The organism is Primorskyibacter flagellatus (assembly GCF_900176485.1).
Taxonomy (GTDB): Bacteria; Pseudomonadota; Alphaproteobacteria; order Rhodobacterales; family Rhodobacteraceae; genus Primorskyibacter; species Primorskyibacter flagellatus.
The window spans coordinates 20,926-44,046 of sequence record NZ_FWYD01000024.1 but is presented as its reverse complement, the minus strand read 5'-3'; the positions used below and the strand labels follow the sequence as shown (position 1 = coordinate 44,046).

General features: G+C 61.4%; 20 protein-coding genes, 1 tRNA gene and 3 pseudogenes. 8 read left to right on the top strand and 16 right to left on the bottom strand.

All coding sequences use genetic code 11. The features are described 5' to 3' along the window. Nucleotides 1-12: 12 nt before the first annotated feature. The 4 genes and pseudogenes from B8991_RS22420 to B8991_RS18325 all read left to right on the top strand — a co-directional run. Nucleotides 13-255, top strand: a pseudogene (locus B8991_RS22420) (site-specific integrase); the annotation flags it as partial. Nucleotides 256-258: 3 nt separating this feature from the next. Next, a complete protein-coding gene (locus B8991_RS22415) occupies nt 259-735 on the top strand; it encodes a tyrosine-type recombinase/integrase (protein WP_459562011.1) in 477 nt (158 codons plus the stop codon). Between the two features lie 1,072 nt (nt 736-1,807). After that, a complete protein-coding gene (locus B8991_RS18330; RefSeq protein ID WP_084354576.1) occupies nt 1,808-3,364 on the top strand; it encodes a 4-hydroxyphenylacetate 3-hydroxylase family protein in 1,557 nt (518 codons plus the stop codon). Nucleotides 3,365-3,470: 106 nt separating this feature from the next. Beyond that, nucleotides 3,471-4,400 carry a LysR substrate-binding domain-containing protein gene (locus tag B8991_RS18325; RefSeq protein WP_084354573.1) on the top strand — a complete coding sequence of 310 codons (930 nt, stop codon included), beginning with the start codon at nt 3,471-3,473 and terminating at the stop codon, nt 4,398-4,400. 3 nt (nt 4,401-4,403) lie between these two features. On the opposite strand, the gene argE is transcribed toward B8991_RS18325, so the two are convergent. From argE to B8991_RS18275, 10 genes are all read right to left on the bottom strand, one after another. Next, the gene (gene argE, locus B8991_RS18320) at nt 4,404-5,570 is read right to left on the bottom strand and encodes an acetylornithine deacetylase (protein ID WP_084354540.1); all 1,167 of its coding nucleotides are present in this window, start codon (nt 5,568-5,570) and stop codon (nt 4,404-4,406) included. Between the two features lie 27 nt (nt 5,571-5,597). After that, entirely contained in the window at nt 5,598-6,272 is a 675-nt protein-coding gene (locus B8991_RS18315) for a DUF1028 domain-containing protein (RefSeq protein WP_084354537.1), read from the bottom strand. Nucleotides 6,273-6,276: 4 nt separating this feature from the next. Next, nucleotides 6,277-6,693, bottom strand: a complete 417-nt coding sequence (locus B8991_RS18310) for a RidA family protein (protein WP_084354570.1) — start codon at nt 6,691-6,693, stop codon at nt 6,277-6,279. A gap of 17 nt (nt 6,694-6,710) precedes the next feature. Further along, the gene (locus B8991_RS18305; RefSeq protein ID WP_084354533.1) at nt 6,711-7,988 is read right to left on the bottom strand and encodes a flavin-containing monooxygenase; all 1,278 of its coding nucleotides are present in this window, start codon (nt 7,986-7,988) and stop codon (nt 6,711-6,713) included. 260 nt (nt 7,989-8,248) lie between these two features. Beyond that, the gene (locus tag B8991_RS18300; protein WP_084354529.1) at nt 8,249-9,142 is read right to left on the bottom strand and encodes a ribokinase; all 894 of its coding nucleotides are present in this window, start codon (nt 9,140-9,142) and stop codon (nt 8,249-8,251) included. Next, nucleotides 9,142-10,095 (bottom strand): nucleoside hydrolase, encoded by a 954-nt coding sequence (locus B8991_RS18295; protein ID WP_084354526.1) that lies wholly within the window; start codon nt 10,093-10,095, stop codon nt 9,142-9,144. The genes B8991_RS18300 and B8991_RS18295 overlap by 1 nt, the downstream gene beginning before the upstream one ends. Beyond that, a complete protein-coding gene (locus B8991_RS18290; RefSeq protein ID WP_235866690.1) occupies nt 10,088-11,161 on the bottom strand; it encodes an ABC transporter ATP-binding protein in 1,074 nt (357 codons plus the stop codon). The genes B8991_RS18295 and B8991_RS18290 overlap by 8 nt, the downstream gene beginning before the upstream one ends. 26 nt (nt 11,162-11,187) lie before the next feature. Continuing rightward, nucleotides 11,188-12,930, bottom strand: a complete 1,743-nt coding sequence (locus B8991_RS18285) for an ABC transporter permease subunit (protein WP_084354523.1) — start codon at nt 12,928-12,930, stop codon at nt 11,188-11,190. 71 nt (nt 12,931-13,001) lie between these two features. Beyond that, complete coding sequence (locus B8991_RS18280; RefSeq protein ID WP_218673256.1) at nt 13,002-14,306, bottom strand: ABC transporter substrate-binding protein; 1,305 nt, start codon at nt 14,304-14,306, stop codon at nt 13,002-13,004. 299 nt (nt 14,307-14,605) lie between these two features. Beyond that, the gene (locus tag B8991_RS18275; protein WP_084354516.1) at nt 14,606-15,787 is read right to left on the bottom strand and encodes an IS5 family transposase; all 1,182 of its coding nucleotides are present in this window, start codon (nt 15,785-15,787) and stop codon (nt 14,606-14,608) included. Between the two features lie 177 nt (nt 15,788-15,964). On the opposite strand from B8991_RS18275, the pseudogene B8991_RS22050 reads away from it, so the two are divergent. From B8991_RS22050 to B8991_RS22360, 3 genes and pseudogenes are all read left to right on the top strand, one after another. Continuing rightward, nucleotides 15,965-16,210, top strand: a pseudogene (locus B8991_RS22050) (IS110 family transposase); the annotation flags it as partial. Nucleotides 16,211-16,593: 383 nt separating this feature from the next. Next, a complete protein-coding gene (locus B8991_RS21755; RefSeq protein WP_218673255.1) occupies nt 16,594-17,070 on the top strand; it encodes an IS110 family transposase in 477 nt (158 codons plus the stop codon). Between the two features lie 25 nt (nt 17,071-17,095). Next, nucleotides 17,096-17,341, top strand: a pseudogene (locus B8991_RS22360) (transposase); the annotation flags it as partial. A gap of 163 nt (nt 17,342-17,504) precedes the next feature. Here the strand turns inward: B8991_RS22360 and B8991_RS18260 are convergent. Continuing rightward, a tRNA-Phe gene (locus tag B8991_RS18260) sits at nt 17,505-17,579 on the bottom strand. A gap of 193 nt (nt 17,580-17,772) precedes the next feature. On the opposite strand from B8991_RS18260, the gene mnmH reads away from it, so the two are divergent. Beyond that, nucleotides 17,773-18,849 (top strand): tRNA 2-selenouridine(34) synthase MnmH, encoded by a 1,077-nt coding sequence (gene mnmH / locus B8991_RS18255; protein ID WP_084354566.1) that lies wholly within the window; start codon nt 17,773-17,775, stop codon nt 18,847-18,849. Between the two features lie 6 nt (nt 18,850-18,855). Here mnmH and selD read toward each other — a convergent pair whose 3' ends face one another. From selD to infA, 5 genes are all read right to left on the bottom strand, one after another. Further along, a complete protein-coding gene (gene selD, locus B8991_RS18250; protein ID WP_084354513.1) occupies nt 18,856-21,018 on the bottom strand; it encodes a selenide, water dikinase SelD in 2,163 nt (720 codons plus the stop codon). A 66-nt stretch (nt 21,019-21,084) separates the two neighbouring features. Continuing rightward, nucleotides 21,085-21,279: a DNA gyrase inhibitor YacG gene (locus B8991_RS18245; protein WP_084354509.1), complete on the bottom strand. Its 195-nt coding sequence runs from the start codon at nt 21,277-21,279 to the stop codon at nt 21,085-21,087. Beyond that, entirely contained in the window at nt 21,279-22,295 is a 1,017-nt protein-coding gene (locus B8991_RS18240; protein ID WP_084354506.1) for a ribonuclease E/G, read from the bottom strand. The genes B8991_RS18245 and B8991_RS18240 overlap by 1 nt, the downstream gene beginning before the upstream one ends. Beyond that, on the bottom strand, nt 22,292-22,870 hold the full coding sequence (locus B8991_RS18235) for a Maf family protein (protein WP_084354503.1): 579 nt from the start codon (nt 22,868-22,870) through the stop codon (nt 22,292-22,294). The genes B8991_RS18240 and B8991_RS18235 overlap by 4 nt, the downstream gene beginning before the upstream one ends. Nucleotides 22,871-22,881: 11 nt before the next feature. Beyond that, on the bottom strand, nt 22,882-23,100 hold the full coding sequence (gene infA, locus B8991_RS18230) for a translation initiation factor IF-1 (protein WP_005978431.1): 219 nt from the start codon (nt 23,098-23,100) through the stop codon (nt 22,882-22,884). Nucleotides 23,101-23,121 lie beyond the last annotated feature (21 nt).

Here is a 23,121-nt window from a genome sequence, read left to right as displayed (position 1 = left end):
CAGGAGGTTCTCATGACAGAGAAGAAGATGAGCCCGCTGCGCCAGCGGATGATCAAGGACATGCGCATCCATGGGATGGGCGACAAACACCAAAAGTCTCATATTCGGGCAATCAAGGATTTTGCGGCGTTCCTTGGGCGATCACCAGATGCCGCGACGCCGGAGGATCTACGCGCCTATCAGCTCTACATGACGGATGCTGGGGTCACACCATCGACCTTCAACACGCGCATCGTGGCACTGCGGTTCTTCTTCGGCATGCCCTGCGGGCGCGAAGAGATGAAGCGCTACATGCAATTCCGCACCGAACCACGCAAGTTGCCTGTGGTCTTCAGCGTCGAGGAGGTTTCCGACATCCTGATGGCAGCACCCGGGCCTGTGTTGAAGTATCGCGCCGCGCTCAGCATTTCCTATGGCGCAGATCTGCGCGCCGCCGAGGTTTGCAACCTCGAGATCGGCGACATCGACAACGAACGGCTGCTGATCCATGTTGAGCTGGGCAAGGGTCAGAAAGACCGCAAGGTCATACTGTCGCCCGGCTTGCTGGAGCTGCTGCGCGCCTGCTGGCGCGAGACGCGACCAGAAGGCTGGCTCTTCCCTGGCAAGCCCAAGATCAACCCGATTTCGCCACGGCGGTTGAACCAAGCTTTCACCTCGGCCATGCGTAACATCGACATCTTCCGACGCGGGCAAAAACCGATGTCGCGCGCACCACCAAGGGAGCAGGCGGCATGACACATCGCTTGTCAGTCGTCACAGAAAACAACCAACTCCACTCCGCAGGTTTGGTCCGAACGGTGTGTGGTTGTTCATTTCCAGTGTCACAAAAGGCGGCTATAACACCGAAACACACAGCTCCTTCGGCAGCATCGGTTCGCGCTCGCGACATGTCTGTCGCTGCGATGCGGCTCATGTCGCCAATGCGGCCATCCAACCTCATTTTATGACTTCAAATGTAAACCGCATCTTCGTTGCGCGGTGCCGGCACAATTGACAAGCGAGACGAATCCGACCTCGAATTTCCCATGTTTTCTTATGCAGCAATTCTTTGCGGCTGCGGCGCGACCGTCGCTGCGTTGCAGTTGACGTCACCAGACCGGTCATTACAAGCCATGCCGTTAGACGTTTTCAAACCTACCATTCGCAGCACCTTTGTCGGACGTTTTTCGCTATGCGGACTGCCGCGTGACGATGATTGCGGCCCGGGTTGGAAAACGCAACAAGGAGAAACTGCGGGCGTCTAGCCGTGCCTGTACGCTGTCTCTGGTGGCACACTTAGTGCTTGATCAGAAAGCGGTAATGAACAACTTTTCCCAAGTCCTCTGGGAGTTATCCGTAGCCAACGAACGGTCTGCGATGTTGCCTCGACGGTGTTGTTTCGTCCGTGAAAGTCGGCAGGCGCACGGGGGCTCGGTTTCCGGAACGGTGGATCAGTTCGGATCGGGGTCAGTGAAGTAGATGGCCCTGTCATCATGCGGCGGCCCTTCGTGACGGCGCGAGCGTCAGGGGTCGCTAAACCTGCTCCGCGCCCAATGCCATTCAAGCGGTTGCTCGACCTCTGCAGACCCAAGGACCATGACCAGCGGTAACACTAATTCAATACAGCGGCCTATGGCGATATTATCCGACGTTCGAAGCGGCAGTGCGGTCATACTTGCGCCGCTGGAAAGCAATCCGGCCCGATCCGATTAGGTACAGCCGAAGCGGCGCTGAGGAAACACCTTCTTTTGATTGGTTCGCGCGCCGTGCCAGCATGATGCCCGCAGGAACGGGCGCGCAAGAACGCGCAAGAAAAGGAAAGAAGAGCATGATCCGCACAGGCCAAGAATATCGCGATGCGATCCGAACCCATCGGGATATCTACGTGGATGGCGAACGGGTCGATGATGTAACAGTGCACCCGGCTTTCGCTCCGCTAGTGGACCTTCGCGCGCAGATCTACGACATGCAGCACGACCCAGACCACAACAACGTTCTGACCAACACAGTGAATGGGCAGACCTGTACGGTGGCCGGCGCGTTGCCATTCTCGCAAGCGGACTGGTGGGCAAAGCGTCGCGCGACCGATCGCATCTTCGCGCAGGTCGGCGGCATCGCTACATGTGTCGGGGACGAAACGATCGGCGAATTCTGGTCGCTCTACGACTGCCGGGATGCGCTGGTGGATATGGATCCGCAGTTTGCGCGAAACATCGACGCCCACATCGTAGCCTCTCGGCAGGACGACCTATTCCGGATCTCGGCCAACACCGCCCCGAAAGGCGACCGGTCGCGCCCGCCGCAGGAGCAGGACCCGGACATGTTGCTTCGCGTCGTGCGCGAAACCGACGCAGGGATCATCTTGCGCGGAGCGAAGTTCGAGACCGGCGCGCCCTATGCCGACCTGGCCTACACCAAGCCGAACCTGGCCAACTGGGGCGACGCCCTGCCCGAGGAATACGCCGTCGGGTTCGTCAGCGATCTGAACACGCCGGGGCTGAAATTCATTTGTCGGTCCGGATTTGCCCGACCGGGCACCGACCGCGACTATCCCCTGTCGAACCGGTTCGACGAGATCGAGGCTCTGATCGTCTTCGATGACGTGCTGATCCCTTGGGAACACGTTCTGTTTCATCGTCGGCCGCGCGCGGCGACGCTGATCCGCGCCACTCTGCACCGCTATTCGGCCTTCGCGTTCGTTCACCGCATTCTGATCTTTGCCGACATGCTGATCGGCACAGCGCTCATGAACTGTCGCCAGACCGGGCTCGACAAGGAACAGGGCGTGCGCGACAAGCTGGTCAAGCTGGCGGTCTGGCGCGAAGGCATCCATGCCCACCTGACGGCGGCCATCGCGTTGGGCGAGAAATCCCCCGCAGGGCTGATGATGCCGAACCAGTCTCTGCTTTACGCGGGTCGCATGCTGGCCTGTTCGCAGATCCACGAGATGATGCAAGTGACGCGCGAGCTGTGCGGCGGTCAATTGTCTCTTACCCCGAGCGCCGCCGCGTTCGACGCGCCCGAAACCGCCGGCTGGTTGCAGAAATACTACACCCTGAACGACGACTGGACCGCCGAGGAGCGACGCAAGCTGATGGCCTTTGCCCGCGACCTGGTGAGTTCCGATCATGCCGGCCATAGGCTGGCCTTCCAGCTTTTCGGCCAATCGCCGCCGCATGCGCATCAGGCTTCGGTCTATCACCATTTCGATTGGGAGGGCCCTTTGGCGCTGGTTCGGGATGCGGCGGGACTGGAAAACACGGTGCTGGGCGCGGGGCGCGGATTGCCCGACAGCGGGAAGAATCGCGATTGGTATGCGCCGGAGCTGCCCAAGCGCAACAGATCTCAGGCAGACTCCGACAGGATTGAGAAAAACTTGCCTTAGCGACTGGTATTGAACAATGATCCGCCGTGGCTGTCTGCAAATCGATTGCCGTCGGCCCGCAAGATTCGCCGTCGGTTGCGGCAGAAATATCTGGACTGGGGGTGAGATGCCACTTCGCTATACGCTGCGGCAACTGGAATACTTTGTCGCCGTCGGGGAGACCGGCAGCATCGCGGCGGCCGCGCAGCAGGTGAACGTGTCGTCACCGTCGATTTCAGCTTCGGTCTCACATCTCGAGGATGAACTGGGCGTGAAGTTGTTCGTGCGCCACCATGCCCAGGGCCTGACCCCGACACTCGCAGGCCGCAAACTTCTGGATCACGCGCAGATGGTGCTGCGCCAGGCCGCGGCGCTGCACGACCTGGCGGGCGATCTATCGGGCTCGGTGCGCGGACCGCTGGCGATCGGCTGCCTGAGCACCTTCGCACAGGTTCTCTTGCCGGGACTCAGGCGCAGCTTCGTGGAGCAACACAGCGACGTGCGCATAAGACAGATCGAGGCTGACCAATCCGGGCTGTTCGGCCTGCTGCGCCAGGCCAAGATCGACCTTGCCCTGACCTACGATCTCGATTTGCCGCGCGACCTGACCTTCGTTCCGATCCTCGAGTTGCCGCCACTGGTGGCGCTGAGCGAAACTCATCCGCTCGCGCATCTGCCTGCAGTCTCGGTCGAGGAACTCACCCCGTTTCCCATGGTGCTGCTCGATCTGCCGCATAGCGCAGAGTACTTTTTGTCGTTCTTCACGGACGCTGGGCTGCGGGCAAATATCTCTGAACGGACGCGCGATATGGCCATGATGCGCGCGCTCGTCGCCAACGGCTTTGGCTATTCCATCGTGAATCTGCGCCCGTTTAACGACTTGGCTCCGGATGGCAAACCGCTGCGGCTCGTTCCGATGACAGGTGATAAGCGGCCGATGAAGCTGGGTATTTTGACGAGTTCGGGTTCGGATCACACACTGTTGCACAAGACATTTCTAAGCCATGCGCAGAACTGGGTCGAGGCCCGGACCGATCGGCTTCTGGGCGCGCGCTGAGGGTCAGGCCAGGCCGGACAGAGCCCGGTCCATCATTCTGTCGCAGGCCGCCAGTTGGCCTGCCTCCAGATATTCATCCGCCTTGTGCCCCTGTCCTTCCATGTTTCCCGGACCGCAGACGATTGTCGGGATCCCGAGATGCGCGAAAAAACCTGCCTCGGTGCCGAAGGCAACCTTGACCCGCGTATCTGAACCACACAACGTCGCAACCTGATTTACGGCCGGGTCGTCAGGCGCAACATTGAGGCCGGGATAGCTGTTGGTCAGTGCGATCTCGATACTGGCTGCCGGATCGCGTTGGTGCCAGCCCTCGGCGAGCAGGTCGACCTCGCGCCTGAGCGCCCGCTGGAAATCTTCGAAGTTGTCAGCAGCAAGATGGCGCAGTTCGAATTCGATTTCGGCTCGGTCCGGCACGATGTTCAGTGCGGCTCCGCCCTGCATCCGTCCGGCGTGAACGGTGGAATAGGGGATATCATATGCAGCGTCGCGGACGTTGGACTTCACGAAATCGTCCTGCAACCGACGAAGGACCGCAATCACCTCGCCGGCCAGGTGCAGCGCGTTTACAAAGCGCGGCGCGAGTGCCGAGTGACCTGCCGTGCCGCGACAAATGGCGCGAAATGCCGCCTTGCCCTTGTGCCCAATGGCAGGATGCATGGAGGTGGGTTCACCCACGATGCAGAGATCCGGGCACCAGCCGAGGCGTTCGATGCCGGGCAGCATCTTGCGGATCCCCTGGCAGCCAACCTCCTCGTCATAGGAAATCGCCAGCATCAGTGGCCGTTCGGGCGGTGTCTTGCCCGCACGTTCGGCCATCGACAACATCGCGGCAAGATAGCCCTTCATGTCGGTCGTGCCGCGGCCGTAAAACCGGTCCTCCTCGCGGGTCAGTTCGAAGGGCGGCCTTGTCCAGGCCTGGCCTTCGACCGGCACCACGTCGCTATGAGCCGATAGCAGCAGCCCCCCCGGGCCATCACCGCCAATTCGCGCGACCAGCCCGCTTTTCGGCAACTCTGGGTCGGGTATCCGCAGGGTCTCAAAACCCGCCTCAACCAGCAAGCTTTCGACATAATCGATCAGCGCGAGGTTCGAAGTCGCGCTCACCGTCGGAAAGGCGATCAGACGCTCGAGTATTTCAAGCGTCCGCGCATGGTGGGATTCGGTGTTCATTCCGCGACCTGCCGGGTTGTTCCTGTTCTAGTCGTCGCCCGGCACACCATAGGACGGTGCCTCGCGCGGGTCGATCGCGCGCTGGATATAGGCCTTAAGTTGCGGCTTGTAGACCTCCCAGGCGGTGGCGATACTCTCGATCGGACAGTCTTCGGTCCAGTCGCAACGCAGGTCGGCAACCGGCCAGGCGACCTTGTCGACGATCTTCATGCCTGCCGAATGCACCGGACCGGCCTCGCCCCCGGCGGCACGCCCCGCGCGCATCGCGGCGATCAGCCGGTCGCCGATATGGCCCGTCGCGGACAGGAAGCCATCGACGATGGCCTGTGGCACGCCATCATTGGCCAACAAATTGCCGCCAGAGGCGATGTCCTGCGCCTGCGCCTGGGTCCAGATGCCCAAGGATTTCGGTCCGGAATGGATTGCCGTGCCACCTCTCACATCAACCGCCAGCACCTGACGGTATTCCATGAACTGGCTGGTTTGCTGAATTTCGGCGATCGCTTCTTCAGCAGACATACCCCGCTCCATCAGATCGAGCATCAGTGGCCCCAGAGTCGGGTCGGTGATGTTCTGGGACGCAACCGCGCCGACGCCGGCGCGGACATAGGCGCACCGGGCTGCGACGGCGGGAGAGGAAGAAGACACGGCCATGCCGAACATCCCGGTGTCAGCGCATCGCGCCACGAGAGAGAATGTCATTGGCCTACTCCGGAATGACGGCGGTACCGTCGATTTCGACCAGCCAGTCCGGCCGCGCCAGCGCCTGCACCACCAACCCGGTCGAAACCGGATGCACGCCCTTGATGTATTCGCCCATAGTCCGGTAGACCGCCTCCCGGTGGCGCACATCGGTGATATAGACCACGACCTTGACCAGATGCGCCATCTCGCCGCCGGCCTCCTCGATCAACTGGCGGATGTTCTGCATCACCTTGTGGGTCTGCTCGACCGGATCGTGACTGTCGATGTTCTTGGCATCCTCTAAGTTCTGCGGACACTGGCCGCGCAACCAGACGATCTTGCCGCCCTGGGTGACCACAGCCTGACACAGATCGTTGTCGAGGTTCTGTTCGGGATAGGTGTCGCTGGTGTTGAACTTGCGAATGCGTGTGTGGGTCATCATAAAGAATCCTTTGGTTATTCTGCGGCGGCGGGAATGATGGCGGCAGCGCCGTCATATTGCAGATAAGAACGCTGGATGGCGATCTGATCGGCAATGTGTTTCGCGTCGTGCCAGACGCCCCAAAGGAACGAAGACCCGCGCCGCGACTGCCAGGGCAGGCCCAGGAAATACACGTCCGGCTCGACGGAGAGGCCGCGCTGGTGGATCGGCGCACCTTTCGCATCGAACGCATCCACCTTGAGCCAGTTGAAATCTTGCCGGAACCCGGTCGCCCAGATGATCGAGGTCACGCCCTCCTTCGCGAGATTGAGCGAGGTGAGCGGATTGGTCAGACAATCCGGGTCGGGATAGGCCTCGCGCGCTTCGGGCTCTTGCGGAAGTTCGAGACCGGTGCGGGCCAAATAGGCATCGGCCATGTCCAGCAGCTCGTAATAGTTCGCATCGCCCGCCGCCACATTGGCCTGCAAATCGTCGCCAAAACTCAGAACGCCGTCTGCATAGCCATTGGTCCGCCCGGCAAGGGTCACGCCCTCACCGCCCAGACGGCGGAAATCCATGGTGCGCCCGCCATATGCCCCGCTGACCGATATCGTCACATGCTCGGTTCCCGGCGCAGGTGCTGACTTGTCCCACAGACCCAGAACGCCGAGCCACCAGACGAAGTCCCGGCCCCGATAACGGCGCGGCGGGCGGTCATGCGGACCCACCGAAAGGAATACCTTGCGCCCCGCGCGTTGCAGTTCATCGGCAATCTGCGCCCCCGAGGACCCCGCACCGACGACCATCACCGCCCCTTCGGGCAGTCGATCAGGGTTCTTGTAGTGAAACGAGTGCATTTGCTCGACACCCTCGGTTTCGGGCACGATAGGCGGGATCACCGGATGCTGGAAGGCACCGGTGGCCGCGACGATGCGATTGGCTTCGATATCACCGTGACTGGTCCTGACCAGGAAGCCGCTCTTGCCAGGCTGTCGGGTCGCCTCGATTACTTCGACCCCTTCACGGATCGGTGCCTCTATCATCGCGGCATAGTCCACCAGATATTGCGCAACGCAGTCCTTGGAGACGAATTCATCGGGGTCGTTGCCGTCGAATTCCAGGTTCGGGAACCGGTCATGCCAAGCGGGACCATTTGCCACCAGCGCATCCCAGCGGCCGGTGCGCCACGCTTCGGCGGTCCGGTTTTTCTCGAGCACAACGTGCGGAACGTCGGCGTTGCTCAGATGCTCGCTGACGGCGATGCCAGCCTGTCCGCCCCCGACAACCAGCGTATCGGTCTTTTCTACGGGCATTTCAGCATTCCCTCTTTGGTCAAATTGTATCCCGCGCCCGGTAAAGGGCTATTCCGAATGGTGTAAACGACGGTGGCGTCGGCGAAAATTACGAATTATTGCAGCATTGGTTAGGTTGTCCCTAAACCTGGATCCAGCCCGGTGCGCATTTTGAATCTCGCCAGTTTTTGGCCCGGACATCAGGGTTGGCGCGCATGATCCGGGCGTCGTCGACCGTCATCCGTTCGCGGTCATGCTGCGGTCAGTTGCGTATGTTCTGATCAGTCCGCCCACGTCGCCAAGAAGGCGTCGACCTCGGCTGCCGAAGGCAGGCTGGACTGGCTTCCCGGCCCGGTGCAGGTCAGCGCGGACGCCGCAACAGCGCGTTGCAATGCGAGGTCAAAGTCTCGCTCGGCATCAAGCTCCGCAGCGAGCACTCCGATGAAACAATCCCCGGCCGCCGTGGTATCCACCACCCGGACCGCCCGGCCCGGCGCGTGGCGAACCGTGCCGGCGACGCAGGCCTCGGCCCCATCCGGGCCCAACGTCCGGATTACATCGGTCCCGAGCCTGTGTGCCAGTGAGGCGGCATCGCTGGCGCAGGAGATGATTTCCGAGACGATCTGCGCCTCGGACTCATTGACCACCAACAGGTCGATCTTCTTCAAAGTCTCCAGCGGCAAGGGCATGGCCGGAGCAAGGTTCACAATACTGCGTACCCCCGCCTGCCCCGCAAGTTCGACGGCGGCGGCAACGGCCGTGGCGGGGATCTCCATCTGCATCACCAGATTGCTGACACCTTGCAAGCTCTCTCGTGTCAGTTGATCCGCACTGACCCCGGCATTCGCACCACCATTGAGGATGATGCGATTGTCGCCGCTTTTCTCGACGATCACGATTGCGCAGCCGGTCTCGGCCGCATCGCGCCGCACCCCGGAAAGGTCGACTCCGGCCTGCTGCAATCCCGACAGCGCCACGTCGCCGAAGGTATCGGCCCCTACGGCACCGACAAAACGCACCGCCGCACCGGCCTTTGCCGCCGCCAGCGCCTGATTGCCCCCCTTGCCGCCGGCCTGGGTGCGAAGACCGTCAGAGGCCAGGGTTTCGCCTGCATCGGGACAGCGGGCGATGTCGAAACAAAGATCCGCGTTGAGCGAGCCGAAGACCGTAATCATCACATTACAGTCCCGGCGGGCGCGTCCAGCGCGGCAATGCAATCGCTCAACATCCGCTCCAGCGCCGCATTGTCCACATCCACGGCTACCCGGCAATTGGGCTTGCGCCCCTCAAGGTGCCGATCGCGGACGCGCGTCACCGACTGGCCCGAAGCGACGCCATCGGCCAGCGAGATTTCCACATGCGCCTCGATCAGCTCGAACAGGTCAGGATCGGCCAGCCAGGCGATGACGCAGGGATCATGCAGACAGGGATCGCGGCTTTCATAAGCGCCCAGCATCCGGCCGATCGCCTCGCGTCTTTGGTCTGACGAGGTCGCCAGCGCAGCGCTGTAGCCTTCGCTCAGCAGCGCCTTGCGCGTTACATCAAGACCGAACAGCACGATCGGGACGCCGGCGTCGAACACGATCTGCGCGGCGTGGGGATCGGCGTAGAAATTGAACTCTGCCAGAGGCGTGATATTGCCGGGGCCAAAACAGGCACCGCCCATCAGCACGATCCGGCGCACATGGTCGGCCAAAGCAGGGTCGCGCAGCAGGGCCAGCGCGACGTTGGTGAGCGGGCCAATGGCGCAAAGGGTGATACCGCCCGGCGTTTCGCGGGCGATGCGCCTGATCGCGTCGGCGGCATGTTCGGGCTGCAATTGCAGTGCCGGTTCCGGCAGCCGCACGCCGCCAAGCCCATCAGTTCCATGCGCGGACGAGGTCCGGCCGGTGGGCGACATGATCGGTCGCGTACAGCCGCCATGGACCGGAATATCCGTCCTGCCCGCCAGTTCGAGGATCTGTCGGGCGTTGCGTGCGGTCGACGAGAGCGGCACATTTCCCGCCACGCAGGTAATTGCCCGCAGGTGGATCGCGTCGGGCAGGCCCAGAGCCATGATGATGGCGATGGCATCGTCGACCCCGGGGTCGCAATCAAGGATGATCGGCGTTGGTCGTGCATCAGTCATTGCGCACATACCGCGCGTCATCTGTGGCCCAGCCAAAGGCGATGTCTTCGCCGATTCGCGGCGGTGCTCCGCGCGCCGGGGCTGAGGCCGTGATCTCAAGGTCACCAGCCTTCAGAAGCACGCGCACTTCGGCACCGTTATAGACGGTTTCGACCACGCGCCCGGCAAGATCACCTTTTCTGAGCGTCATGTAATTGGGGCGAACCATCAGGGCACCGGTCTCGCCTTCCTGCGGCCGGGCCTCAGATGGCAGCGCCAGCGCCCCCAACGCGGTGTGCAGCTTGCCGCCCTTCACCGTGCCGTCGAAGATCGTCGAACGGCCGATGAAATCCGCGGTGAAGCGGTTGGTGGGGCGGTCGTACATTTCCTGCGGTGTGCCGATCTGGGCGATGCGACCGTCCTCCATCAGGCAGATCCGGTCGGAAAGTGCGAGCGCCTCTTCCTGGTCATGGGTCACGAAGATCATAGTGGTGCTGGTTTCGCGGTGAATGCGCTTGATCTCGATCTGCATGGTCTCGCGCAGCTTGGCGTCCAGCGCGCCCAGCGGTTCGTCCATCAGGATGATCGCCGGTTTGTAGACCAGACAGCGGGCCAGCGCGACGCGCTGTTGTTGCCCGCCGGACAATTGCTGCGGAAAACGGTCCTCTGCATGCGAAAGGCCGACCATTTCAAGCGCCTCGTTCACCCGGCGCTGTATCTCCTTCTGCGCGATCTTACGCATCAGCAGCGGAAAGCCGACGTTTTCGCTGACCGTCAGATGCGGGAACAAGGCATAGTTCTGAAACACCACGCCGATATCGCGGGTGTGGATCGGTGCCCTCGTACAGTCCTTGCCGTCGATGATCACCGAACCCGTGCTGGGATGGACCAGACCCGAGATCAGTTGCAGCAGCGTTGTCTTGCCAGAGCCCGACGGCCCGAGCAGGGTCATGAACTCGCCTTCCTGCACGTCCAGAGACACATGGTCGAGCGCCGTCACGTTTCCGTAAAGCTTCGCAAGGTCGCGCACCTTCAACTTGGCCTCGCGTGTTTGCACAGCGGATGCAGAGTCTGTGAGGTTGGTCATGGTCATGTCTCTTTTGGTCAAGGTGTTCATTTCGGCCTCGCTCTTTCGGCAATGACGAACAGAATCGTCACAAGAAGGATGACAACCACGGCCGCTGCGGCCAGGGTCGGGCTGACGCTGAGAAGAATGTCATCCCACATCTTCTTGGGCAGCGTCTGTTTCACTCCGCCGCCGACGAACAGCGCTATGGTCAGTTCGTCGAAGGAATGCAGCAGACCGAAGAGGAAGGCGGACAGCGCACCGCCGCGGATCAACGGCAACAGCACATGGCGGATACGCTGCATCGGCGATGCGCCCAGGGTGGCTGCGGCGTCGCCCAGTCGCCAGTCAAAGCCACGAAATGTAAGCAACATGATTACAAAGACGATCGGCAATGCTGTCAGCGTATGACCAAGCGCGATCCCGAAATCCGTTGCCACAAGTCCGAATTGGGCGAAGATGTAGAACAACGCGACGGCGATCACGATATTCGGAATGATCATCGGCATCAGGAACAGAAGGAACGCGATCCCACCGAGCTTGGTTTTCGTGCGCGCCAGCCCATAGGCCGCGAGGCTTGCCAGCATTGTCGCGAGCAGGCCGACCACCACTGAAATCCCGACCGAGCGCAGCGTCGCACCGGTCCATTGCGGATCGGTCAGGTATCTCTCGAACCATTGCAAAGAGAACGACTTGGGCGGAAATTCGAGGAAGGAGGACCCCGAAAACGCCATCGGCGGGAAGGCAATGACCGGCACGATGAGCAGCGCGACAACCACGATCGCCACAACCGACATCGCTTTGGGTGCCATCGCCCCCAGACCCAGACGCGACAGCGGCTCGGTCAGGGCCGCACCTGCGCCCAGCACCGCGTGGCCGCCGCGACGGAACCAGGAACTGTGCGCCCGCTGCCCCGCCCCGCCCGAAGCCGATGAAATACCAAAGATGCGGTCGTATAGAATGACTATCAGCAGCGTCACGACCAGCAACAGGGTCGCGAGCGCTCCGGCCAGCCGCATGTTGAAGAATTGCTGCACCTGGGTGATCATCAACTGCCCGATCATGGTCTCTCTGGGCGAGCCGAGTAGCGCCGGCGTGATGAAGAACCCGATGGCGATGATGAAAACCAATAGCCCCGCCGCAGTTACCCCCGGCATGGAGAGCGGCATGAAGACGCGCCAGAACGCCTGCCGGCGGTCGGCCCCCATGGTCTGCGACGCACTCAGCAGACGCCGGTCGATCCCGAGCATCGTGGGCAGCATTGTGAGAATGGCAATCGGCAGCAGGGCGTGCGCCATACCAAAGATCACCGCTCCGCGCCCGAACAGCAGGTCGATCTCGCCCTCATAGCCGAGGCCGGTCAACATTTGGGCGACGATGCCCTTGCGCGCCAGAAGCACGATCCAGGCAAAGTTCTTCAACAACGGGCTGACCCAGACCGGCAGCAGGACCAGCCAGATCGCAAGTCTGCGGCGTTTTTCCGACATCATCGTCAGCCAGGCCGACACCACATACCCCACGACGACGCAAACCAGCGTGACCTGAGCAGCGATGACGAATGTATTGATGAGTGTCTGCACATAGATACCGGCCGAGAAAAGATCGCGGTACACGGTCAGTTCAAGCTGACCGGTCTCCGGGTTCTTGAACGACAGCAGGATCAGCGCCCCGGCCGGCACCAGAAGCAAAAGCGCGACATACAGCAGCCCCGGACCGGCAAGAAATATCGTGTCGAGTTTTCGCCGGGCCGGACGGCGCGTGCCGGGCACCTGCTCGGATGCAATACTCATTGGCTAAGTCCCCCTGTGCGGGAGCGCGGGGGCGCTCCCGTTCAATGCAAAAATGTGCCTGGTTGAGTCGGTTACGAAAGAATCCACTGCTCGAAACGTTCGGTCAGAGCATCTTGGTTCTCGGCCCAGTATTCGGCATTCAGCAGGATCAACCCGTCGAAATTGTCCGGCGCGGTCGGGAATTGCTTGGCCAGATCCGGATCAATAAAGTCATAGGCCTTCTGATTGGCCGGTCCGAGGGCCAGCTTCTGGGTGAACTTGGCCTGCCGCTCGGGATCCATGGTGTACTGGATGAACTCACGCGCCAGATCGACCTTCTCGGTGCCCTTCGGGATCGTCCATCCATCGATGTTATAGACCCCTTCCCAAGTAAGGCCGGCCGGTGCTCCGCTGGCGATCGCGGTATAGGCCCGCGTCGACCAGGCTGACATCATGTCCAGTTCTCCGTTCTGAAGAAGTTGGGTCGCCTGGGCACCGCTGGTCCACCAGATGTCGATATCCTTGCGGATGCGATCGAGCGCGGCAAAGGCGCGGTCCACATCCAGCGGGTAGATATCCGCGGGCGCGACACCATCGGCCAGAAGCGCGATTTCAAGCGTGGTGACCGGGCTGCGCCACAGTCCACGACGGCCCTGGAAGCTTTCCGTGTTCCAGAATTCGGTCCAGGTCTTGGGGTAATTTTCGCCCATCGAATCCTGACGACAGCCCATGATCATCGCATAGATCCCGATGCCGGCGAAATACTCGGTAAAGTTGCCGTCGATAAAATCTTCGGGATTGTCGATGGTCAGGTTCAGTGGTTCGAAATATTCTCCATCCAGATTTTGGACACGAAGCATGTGTTCCGGCGTCATCAACGCGACATCGAACAGATTGGTATTGGTATCGACGGCCATCTTGAACTGTGGCAGCGGATCGGGCTGCATGGTCGTAGCCGAAATCGAGATATCGAAATCCTTTTCGAAATCATCGTAGAAACCTGTCTTGAACCCTTCATAGAAAGCGCCGCCCATGTCGCCGACGATCAACGAACTCTGAGCGCGAGCGCGCGTGCCGGTGATCACCATGGGTGAGGCAAGGCCGAGGGCGGCGGTTGACTGCATGAAGTGGCGCCGCGTAAGTGTGGTGCTCATCGAATTTCCTCTCGTTTCGCTATGTTGGCGAAGATGTCTCTCAGTAGGCAGGACAATGGCCGAGGGCAACGCCGCGAGAAAGAAATGTCTGGCTATGCTTTGGATAGGAAAAGCCGAAGCATCATGCGCAGCCGGGCATGGCAGAGCGCGTCGATCAGGCGGCGCACCTGTTCTTCCCCCACAGAACTGGGTCAGTTCATAAGCCTTGAGAGGAGGAAACTTGGATTGGCTCGGGAACGGCATTCAGACGAAGACAACCTGAGGCTTCTGCGTGAGATTGGGCTGAGGCTGTCCGGGTGAGATAATATTGCATCTGCATGTTGCAGCGTTGGTATTAGTGCCGCTCCATATTACAATCGGCGGAAGCAGTTCGGCGCGATGGGTGGTTTAGCTTCAGTTGGATAAACTGATCATCAGTGAAAGCTTGACTTAACAGGCTGCTGAAGAAGTCGGACTCGAAGGATGTTGTTCCTGCTGCCACGATTTGAAGGCGGTCCTCTGCGGCATCGGCTGCGGTGGCCGGGTCTGGGATGCTCCGTTTGTCACGCTGCCAAGAGTTTCGGCAACCTGGCCAGATTGCAGGCCGCCATTGTCATCGTGAACTGCGCGCGGACCCTGTCGAGGCCGCGGTGAACGGTCTGGGCCATGCCGCCGACGATCTTGGCCCAGCCGAACGGTTCCTCGATCTTCTTCCGGCACCGCTGGGACAAGGCGTAGCCGGAATGCTGGGTAGTCCGCCCGTCGATGGCGGAATGCCGGACTTTCTGCGCGACATGTGGCGTCACGACCATGCGCCTGAGATCGGCGACGAAGTCGGCGCTGTCGTATCCCTTATCCGCCCCGAGCGTCAGGTGCCGGGTCGAGCCGGGGGAGTGGCGATTGATCATCTCGAGCGCCGCCTTTCGCTCGCCGCGGCCATCAGCGTGGGTCAGATCTGCTTGCACCACGAGGCCGTTGCGGTTCTCCATCAGCGTATGCCCCATGAAACACAGCGTCGCCGCAGCACCCGATGCCTTCTTGTAGAGCCGCGCATCGGGGTCCGTGACGGAGGCATGGGTGGTGTTCGAGCGCTTCTCGCCCCGGAAGTTCACTTCGGCGTTGCGGGGCTGGCGGGCTGTGTCGGGCATCGGCTGGGTCTCGGTCTGCTGGGGCGGCTGGTCGGTGTCTGCCGGGGTCTCTTGGGTTGATGGCGGCGGTGGGTCGCCCTGATCGTCGTCGTGATCGGGTGGCGGGCTGACCTTCGGCTGGAAACTCTTCATGGAGGCCCACGCCTTGACCAGGGTGCCGTCCACCGAGAAGTGCTCGTCCGACAGCAGTGGCTTCACCTCAGGGTGCGCCAGGATCGCGGCCATGACCTTGCGCGACATGTCCGTGGTCAGCAGCCGGTCGCGGTTCTTGGTGAACACGGTCGGGACCCACACGGCGTCGTCGATGCCAAGCCCGACGAACCACCGGAACAGCAGGTTGTAGTTCATCTGCGCCATCAGTTGCCGCTCCGAGCGGATCGAAAACAGGATCTGGAGAAGGCTGGCCCGGATCAGTCGCTCCGGCGCGATGGAGGGGCGGCCGAAGTCGGTGTAGAGCACGGCGAACTCGGCATCGAGACTCGACAGCGCGTCGTTCACAATCTGACGGACCTTGCGAAGCGGATGACCCCCCGGAACCCGCTCATCAAGGTCCACATAGCTGAACAGCGATCCGCTCGCCTCGTCCGTCCCGCGCATCGTCACCCTCACCGCCGCTACTGTGACCGAGGTGAATCATGTTCTCGAAACCGCGTCGAGCCCGGTGTTTTTCAGCAGCCTGTTAAAGACAGAGGCCGTGTTCAGGGACGGCCTAATGTTGCCATCCGCGCATCTTGCCGAAGTCGGCTTCTACCGGGCAGTTCGCGCAAAAGGCTTGACTTTGACGGCCACAATTCCCGTCGTGGAGATAAACAGCTGCGATGTCTACTCTACGAGGCCGCATCGACCATTCTGGCTCGTGTCTCAGCTGCAAGCAGCTTGCGCACTTTGGGTCTCGGGCTGCGCGAAAGGGCCGGCTTCAAACGCGCCGCTGTCACTGTGGCGCGCAAGCTCGCCGTGATCATGCATGCGATGTTGAAATCCGGGAACGTCTTCGATCCAACGATAGGCTCCGCAACCTGAATCCGAACAGATAGCGTTCAAAACCAAAACGCTTGATCTGTCCCTGCCGGGACATTCCGTTGATGGGGTTGCACAGTCCTTCAGAACGAGTGCGTCATCCACATTGAAGCCCCCGCGAAGCCGCAACATGCGGCGACCCAATGCCGACCGCGGAGAATCCATGCATCCGGCAGGTGCATTTCAAAGCGCAAAAGGATTGACGTAGCAACAGGGATTAGACAACCGCATCAGTTCAACCCTCACTGGAATAGACGTATCGCGCGATTGACTGGACGGGTTCTGCCTTCCGGGCCAGATGCGGTTCCGGTATACCAACACGGCGGGCAGCCAAATTGCGTTGGTCGCGATGATCCAGCAGCTACCCGACGCTTTTAAAGTGGGATTTGTGGCTATGGGTAGTCTGGACGAAACTTGCCGCCGCAGTAATTGTCGCTGTCCAATTGCCTTCAGCACAGATCAAGGCTTTCGCACTTTACCGGGACACGCGGGCGAAGACTGACCGGATCGATGCAGAACTCATCGCACGGTTCATGGAATTCAGACCTGAGGTCGGGCGAGAACTGCCAGATGATCTAAGTATTCTCAGAACCTTGACGACGCGAAGGGGGCAAATCGTCGATATGCGCAAGCGGCTCAGAGCCCAAGTGGGAGCTCGCAAGAAGCAGGGTGTTTCTGCCGACGTCGAGACCTTGGACGACGATCTGGAATACGTGCTCCAACCCCACATCGAGAATCTCGAACGGCAAATCGAAACCATCTTCGCGCAAGTGGAAGCTTTTTCCACAAAGGCGAACCTACTGCGATCAATTCCGAAAATTTGGTCCCATCTCTGCGGCGATGTTGATCGCCGAATTGCCTGAACTCGGCTGAAACACGTCAGGCGAAGTCGCTGTCGTGACTGGCCTTGTACCGGTCCCACATGTCAGCGGGGCAATGCGAGGCAGGAGAACGATTGCTGGCGGACGACGATCGCTGCGACATGTGCTGTTTCAGGCTGCGCTCGCCGCAGCTTGTCATAATCCAGTTCTCAATCCGGTCGCAAAACGTCTCAAAGAGCACGGAAAACCACATAAACTCGTCATTATCGCAATCGCACGAAGGCTGGTCACAATCGCCAACGCGATCATCTAAACCGGCATACCTTAGCAGCTTCAGCCCAACCGATAGACACAGTTACTAAGTGTCATGGATCAAATGTAAAAAACCAGCCACAACTGAAGGGTGGATAATTGAGGAGATGAAAAACACTTCTTTCTAAAAATAACCTTAAAAACAACTTCTTACACTAATAATGTGGTGCCCGGGGGCGGAATCGAACCACCGACACGAGGATTTTCAATCCACTGCTCTACCCCTGAGCTACCCGGGCATGGGGAACGTCTCGACGTTCGGGTGCAGGCCTTCTAGACCTGTGCTTCGGGCGTGTCCAGAGGGGAAGCGGTAAAAATCGGGGACTTCTGGCAACAAGTTTCTCAGACCGACACACGGCAAGAGCGATGGTGAGGTGCGACACCGTCAACTTCGCCCTTTCGGCGGAGCGCCATGCCTATATGATGCCGCGCATGACACAGGACTTCCTTGATTTTTCACAATTTCTCACCCACGGGTTCGACGACGTGATTGACGTGCGCAGCCCGGCGGAATTTGCCGAGGATCATGTGCCGGGGGCGATCAATCTTCCGGTGCTCGACAACGCGGAGCGCGCCAGGGTCGGTACGATCTATGTGCAGGAAAGCCGCTTTCTCGCCCGCCGGATCGGTGCTGCACTGGTTTTCCAGAATGCCGCCCGGCATATCGAAGGGCCGCTCGCGGATCGGGAGCGGGATTGGCGGCCACTGGTCTATTGCTGGCGGGGCGGACAACGCTCTGGCGCATTCGGGTGGATGTTGCGGCAGATCGGATGGCAAGCTGAAACGGTGGAGGGGGGCTATCGCAGCTATCGGCGTGCAGTGAACCGAATGCTGCATCTTGCCCCCCTGCCCTTCAAGGCAGTGTTGCTGGGCGGATATACTGGGACAGCCAAGACGGATCTCTTGCATCGGCTGTCAGCGCGGGGCGTGCAAGTGCTTGATCTCGAAGGCTTGGCGAGGCATCGGGGGTCGTTGCTGGGCGAGATGGACGCGCCGCAGCCCAGTCAAAAAGGGTTTGAGACCGCCATCGCGCAAGTGCTTGCCAGGCTGGACCCTGCGCGCCCTGTGGTGATCGAGGCCGAATCAAGCAAGGTGGGCGAGTGTCTTGTGCCGCCCAGCCTTTGGGCCGTGATGCGCGCGGCACCCTGGATCGAGGTTTCAGCACCGATCAAGGCACGGGCTGTCTATCTTGACCACGCGTATGACGACATCCTTTCGGACACTGACAGGCTGCGCGAACGGCTTGCCCCATTGAGGAGCTTTCGCGGACGCGAGGTCGTGGACCGTTGGTTCGCGATGATAGATGCCAATGACCGGCTGGCGCTGACGCAGGCGTTGATGGAGCAGCATTACGATCCGGCCTATGCCAAGTCGCGAAAGGGGGTCGACCCGAGAACGCTGGGGGAGGTCGCCATGAATGCGCTGGATGATGCCGCGCTGGACGCCGCCGCCGCGCGAATTGAGGCCATAGTGGCGAGCTGGGATATGAAAGACAGTCCGGCCGGGTGATCTGTCTTAGCCAGTCACAAATTTCACCATCGGCGCACCCGCCAGCAGATGCCCCACCCTCACGGCAGGAAACCCGGCGGCGCGCAGGTCACGCAGCACACCGGGGCAATCGGCCTCTGGGATGGCGGCAAGCAGACCGCCCGCTGTTTGCGGGTCAAGCATCAGATCGGTCAGCGGATCGCTTTGCAGACCGGGATGCATCGCAGTGTTCTGAGGGAAAAGCGTCGAGCGGACGCCCTGCCGCGCAAGCTCCAACGCGCCGGGCAGCAATGGGACATGGCCGGTTTGCAACTCTGCCGCGCAGCCTGATGCCTGACAGATATTCAACAGATGCCCCGCCAGGCCGAATCCGGTCACATCGGTCATGGCATGGGCACGGGCCAGCAGACGCGACGCCTCTGCCTGTGACCGCTGCATGTAACGCACGGCCTCGGCCACCCACGCGCCTTTGGCCTGCAACTGCATCTCGGCGGCCATGACTGTGCCGCTGCCGATGGGTTTGGTGAGGATAAGCACGTCTCCGGGACGGGCACCGGCCAGCGTTACCGGGGCTTCGGTCAGACCGGTGATGCTGTAGCCGATGGTCAGCGCCGCGCCAACAGAACTGTGCCCACCGACGATATCGGCACCGGCCTCGCGCAGCACTTCAGATGCGCCGGTCATGATTTCCGACAGGGTGCGCTTGGTCAGCGCATCGGACAGGCGCGGCAGGATGACAGAGACCGTGGCCGCCTGAGGCGCGGCCCCCATCGCCCAGATGTCACCCAGCGCGTGAATGGCGGCGATCCGCGCCATGACGTAAGGGTCATCCGTGAGGCTGGACAGGTGATCCGTGCTCAGCACCTGTTGCTGCCCGCCGACCCGCAACAGCGCCGCATCATCGCCCGGTAGCGCGTGAATGTCGGCACGGGAGGGCGCGGGCAAGGCGGCAAGCACCTCGCGCAAAGCGCCCCGCCCCACCTTTGACCCACACCCACCGCAGAGCGGTTTCGGCCCCAAGGCGTCCGCCAACCCAGCCACCCGGTCGCGCGGCAAGGGTGCGGGGGGCATGGGCTGCAAATCCTGAAACCGGGCCATGAATTTCTGGTCGATGTGGTCTTTCCAGCGCCACATCAGCCCGCCGGAGACTGCATAGCCCGTCCGCTCTGCCAGGGCGCGCTTGCCGCCCATCGATACCAGCTTGAGGTAGTCTTTCTGCGGGCGGTAACTACGCAGCGGCTTCTCCATCAGGCATGCGCGCAGGTTGGCCAGCAATACCGGAGCCTGTCGCACGGCGTAGACCCCGGCCTTCGGGCGCGGCGCATGGGTCATCGCTGCGCAGTCGCCCACCGCGAACACCCGAGGGTCAGAGGTTTGCAACTCCGCCGAGATATTGAGGAACCCGTCAGTGTGGTCCAACCCGGTCCGTGTCAGCCAACCGTAAGGCCTTGCCCCCGCGGCACCGGTCGTAAAATCGCTGATGATCTGGCGACCGTCGGTCAGCGTCACATGATCCCGCCCGACACTGGCAACCTCGGCGTCTTCGATCACCGTGACACCATAGTCGTCAAGCGCTGCGCGCATCTTGGCAACCGTCTGCGCGGCCATCCCCTTCAGGATCGCGCCGCGATCAATCAGATGCGCCTCGGCGTCGCGCCCCAGTTCCCGCAGCGCATGGGTCATCGCCAGAACCAGCTCGACACCGGCAATCCCGCCGCCGATCACGGCGATGCGCGCGGGGTTTGTCCCGGTGCGAAACTGGTGCCAACGGGCGGCGAAATCCGCCAACGGTTTGGCCGGGATCCCGTGTTCGGCAAAGCCCGGCAGATCCGGCATGGCGGATGTGATCCCAACATCAATCGAACACAGGTCATATCCAATGGATGGGCGACCTGGGATATGGACTTCGCCACGCTCGACATCCAGCGCGCTCGCCGCACCAAGGATCAGCCGCGCCCCGGCGAAACGCGCAAGCTGCACAAGGTCTATATCCAGCGCATCCCGGCTGTAATGTCCGGCGACAAAACCGGGCAACATGCCGGAATAGGCGGCGGTCGGATCCGGGTTGATAAGGGTCAGTCGCGCGCCTGCCAGCGGTTTCATCGCCCACATGCGCAGCAGCAGCGCGTGGGTATGGCCACCGCCCACAAGGACGACATCGCGCATCTGTATCATCGCATTGCCTTGCATCGCCCGACCTTTCAAAGCTCCGCAAGGCCTAAGGCGCAAATCGAGGCGCGACAAGGCCATAGCGGCCTAGTGCGGTTTGGGATCATCCTCTTCGCGCGCCTCTTCCAACGCGTCGAGCAGTTCGTCCACATCGTCCGGATCGGTCGACGGGATCGCATAGGACCCGGTCAGCCATTTGGCCAGGTCCACATCCGCGCAGCGTTTCGAACAAAACGGCCGGTAGGTCGGGTCAGTGGGTTTTTCGCAGATCGGGCAGCTCATCACACGGTCCAGTTCAGCGGCGCGCGGCCTCTCTGACGTTGCAGTTCGTAATTGCCAAGCGGGGTCCAGCCAACCAAAGCGGTCTCGACGCTGTCGGCCTTGAACGCCTTGCGCAATGCGGCCTCGAATCCTCGACGGTCCTTCTTGGGCATCGGCGCGAGATCCAGAACCACCTGCCCGCCAAGGCCACGCAGCCGCAACGCCCGCGGAAGCAGCCGTGCTGCCGCCATATTGGCCTTCAGCCCCGCCGCTGGTGACGTATCGCCGCCGGTGTTCACATCAATCGCGATCAGAGCGCGTGTGGGTTCCACATACATTTCAGCGCCGCCGCCCAGCTGCACAGCGGGGCTTGCCAGCCGGTCGATCTGATCCAGCACGTCGAGACGTTCGAACCCGCCGGGGTCGGTCTCGACATCTGCTGGATCAGTCCAGTCACGCCACGCCAGACTGTGCGGCCCGTCGCCTTCAACCAGCAGTTCCGTTTGACCCTCAAGATCGCCCATGACCTGCGTCGCCAGCGCCAGGACAGAGGCGATGTCTTCGCCAATCTCCTCCGGTTCGGCATGTTCGCAGGCAGAACGCAGGATCAGCCCGTAAGGACCGTCCATCACCCCATGCGCAAGCGCCAAGATCTCGACGCGGGCTTCCTCGTCGCGGATGCTGCGCGACAGGTTGATTCCCGGCGCATCCGGCGTGACGATCGCATACCGGCTTTTGAACAGGACGCGTTGCGTGACGGGCAGCGCCTTGCCGGGTTCGGGATAGCCGGTCAGTTGCACCAGCACCGGCTGGCCCGGCCGAAGGCCCGTGCCCTTGCGCAGGAACGCCATCCCGTCCGGCGTCTTGAGAAACATGCCCCCCATGCCCTTCACAGGCCGGTCCGCAATCGCACGGTAGATCGTGCCGGGGCGCGGGCCATCCGGTTCGACCAGAAGATCGTCAAGCACGCCATCGACAAGCAGTGCCGCCGCCTCGCGGTCGCGCAATGTATCGAGGATGATCTGTCGGCCCTTCATGGCGCGTCCTTGAATAATGGGTAGCCGGCCGCCTGAAGCAAACCTGCGGTTTCCGCAAGCGGCAGACCGACAACTGCGGAAAAGCTGCCGGAAATCCACGGAATAAAGGCCTGTGCAGGCCCCTGAATGCCGTAGCCCCCTGCCTTGCCGCGCCATTCGCCGGTTTGAAGGTAAAAGTTCAATTCCAGATCGGAAATCGCCTTCATCCGCACCTGCGTGACCACGTCCTTTTCCCAGACGCGATCACCGCGCCTGACGGCAACAGCCGTGATGACGCGGTGCCGCCTGCCCGACATTGCCAGCAGGAATTGCGCGGCCTCGCCCGCATCGGCGGGTTTGCCCAGTATGCGCCGCCCCAATGCGACCGTCGTATCGGCGCAGAGCACCAGATCGTCGGGGTTCGCCTTGACTGCGCGCACTTTCTCGACCGCCATGCGCGCGCAATAGGGGCGCGGCAGTTCAGCTTTCACAGGGGTTTCATCGATATCGGGCGGGCGCACGGCGTCTGGCGTCAGCCCAAGCTGAGCCAACAGCTCCAGCCGTCGCGGGCTGCCCGATCCGAGAATGAATTTCACTGCAAGTACGGCTACTTGAAGCGATAGTTGATGCGACCCTTCGTCAGGTCGTAAGGTGTCATTTCCACCTGCACCTTGTCGCCTGCAAGGACACGGATGCGGTTCTTGCGCATCTTTCCTGCCGTATGTGCGATGATCTCATGGCCGTTTTCAAGCTCGACCCGAAACGTCGCATTCGGCAGGAGTTCCTTCACGACACCGGGGAATTCGAGCGTATCTTCCTTGGCCATGTTCTCTCCTAAGTGAACGAC

Coding starts and splice junctions, on each gene's coding strand:
- B8991_RS22415 (WP_459562011.1), top strand. CDS start 259: ATGCCCTGCGGGCGCGAAGAGATGAAGCGCTACATGCAATTCCGCACC.
- B8991_RS18330 (WP_084354576.1), top strand. CDS start 1,808: ATGATCCGCACAGGCCAAGAATATCGCGATGCGATCCGAACCCATCGG.
- B8991_RS18325 (WP_084354573.1), top strand. CDS start 3,471: ATGCCACTTCGCTATACGCTGCGGCAACTGGAATACTTTGTCGCCGTC.
- argE (WP_084354540.1), bottom strand. CDS start 5,570: ATGAACACCGAATCCCACCATGCGCGGACGCTTGAAATACTCGAGCGT.
- B8991_RS18315 (WP_084354537.1), bottom strand. CDS start 6,272: ATGACATTCTCTCTCGTGGCGCGATGCGCTGACACCGGGATGTTCGGC.
- B8991_RS18310 (WP_084354570.1), bottom strand. CDS start 6,693: ATGACCCACACACGCATTCGCAAGTTCAACACCAGCGACACCTATCCC.
- B8991_RS18305 (WP_084354533.1), bottom strand. CDS start 7,988: ATGCCCGTAGAAAAGACCGATACGCTGGTTGTCGGGGGCGGACAGGCT.
- B8991_RS18300 (WP_084354529.1), bottom strand. CDS start 9,142: ATGATTACGGTCTTCGGCTCGCTCAACGCGGATCTTTGTTTCGACATC.
- B8991_RS18295 (WP_084354526.1), bottom strand. CDS start 10,095: ATGACTGATGCACGACCAACGCCGATCATCCTTGATTGCGACCCCGGG.
- B8991_RS18290 (WP_235866690.1), bottom strand. CDS start 11,161: ATGACCAACCTCACAGACTCTGCATCCGCTGTGCAAACACGCGAGGCC.
- B8991_RS18285 (WP_084354523.1), bottom strand. CDS start 12,930: ATGAGTATTGCATCCGAGCAGGTGCCCGGCACGCGCCGTCCGGCCCGG.
- B8991_RS18280 (WP_218673256.1), bottom strand. CDS start 14,306: ATGCCGTTCCCGAGCCAATCCAAGTTTCCTCCTCTCAAGGCTTATGAA.
- B8991_RS18275 (WP_084354516.1), bottom strand. CDS start 15,787: ATGCGCGGGACGGACGAGGCGAGCGGATCGCTGTTCAGCTATGTGGAC.
- mnmH (WP_084354566.1), top strand. CDS start 17,773: ATGACACAGGACTTCCTTGATTTTTCACAATTTCTCACCCACGGGTTC.
- selD (WP_084354513.1), bottom strand. CDS start 21,018: ATGCAAGGCAATGCGATGATACAGATGCGCGATGTCGTCCTTGTGGGC.
- B8991_RS18245 (WP_084354509.1), bottom strand. CDS start 21,279: ATGAGCTGCCCGATCTGCGAAAAACCCACTGACCCGACCTACCGGCCG.
- B8991_RS18240 (WP_084354506.1), bottom strand. CDS start 22,295: ATGAAGGGCCGACAGATCATCCTCGATACATTGCGCGACCGCGAGGCG.
- infA (WP_005978431.1), bottom strand. CDS start 23,100: ATGGCCAAGGAAGATACGCTCGAATTCCCCGGTGTCGTGAAGGAACTC.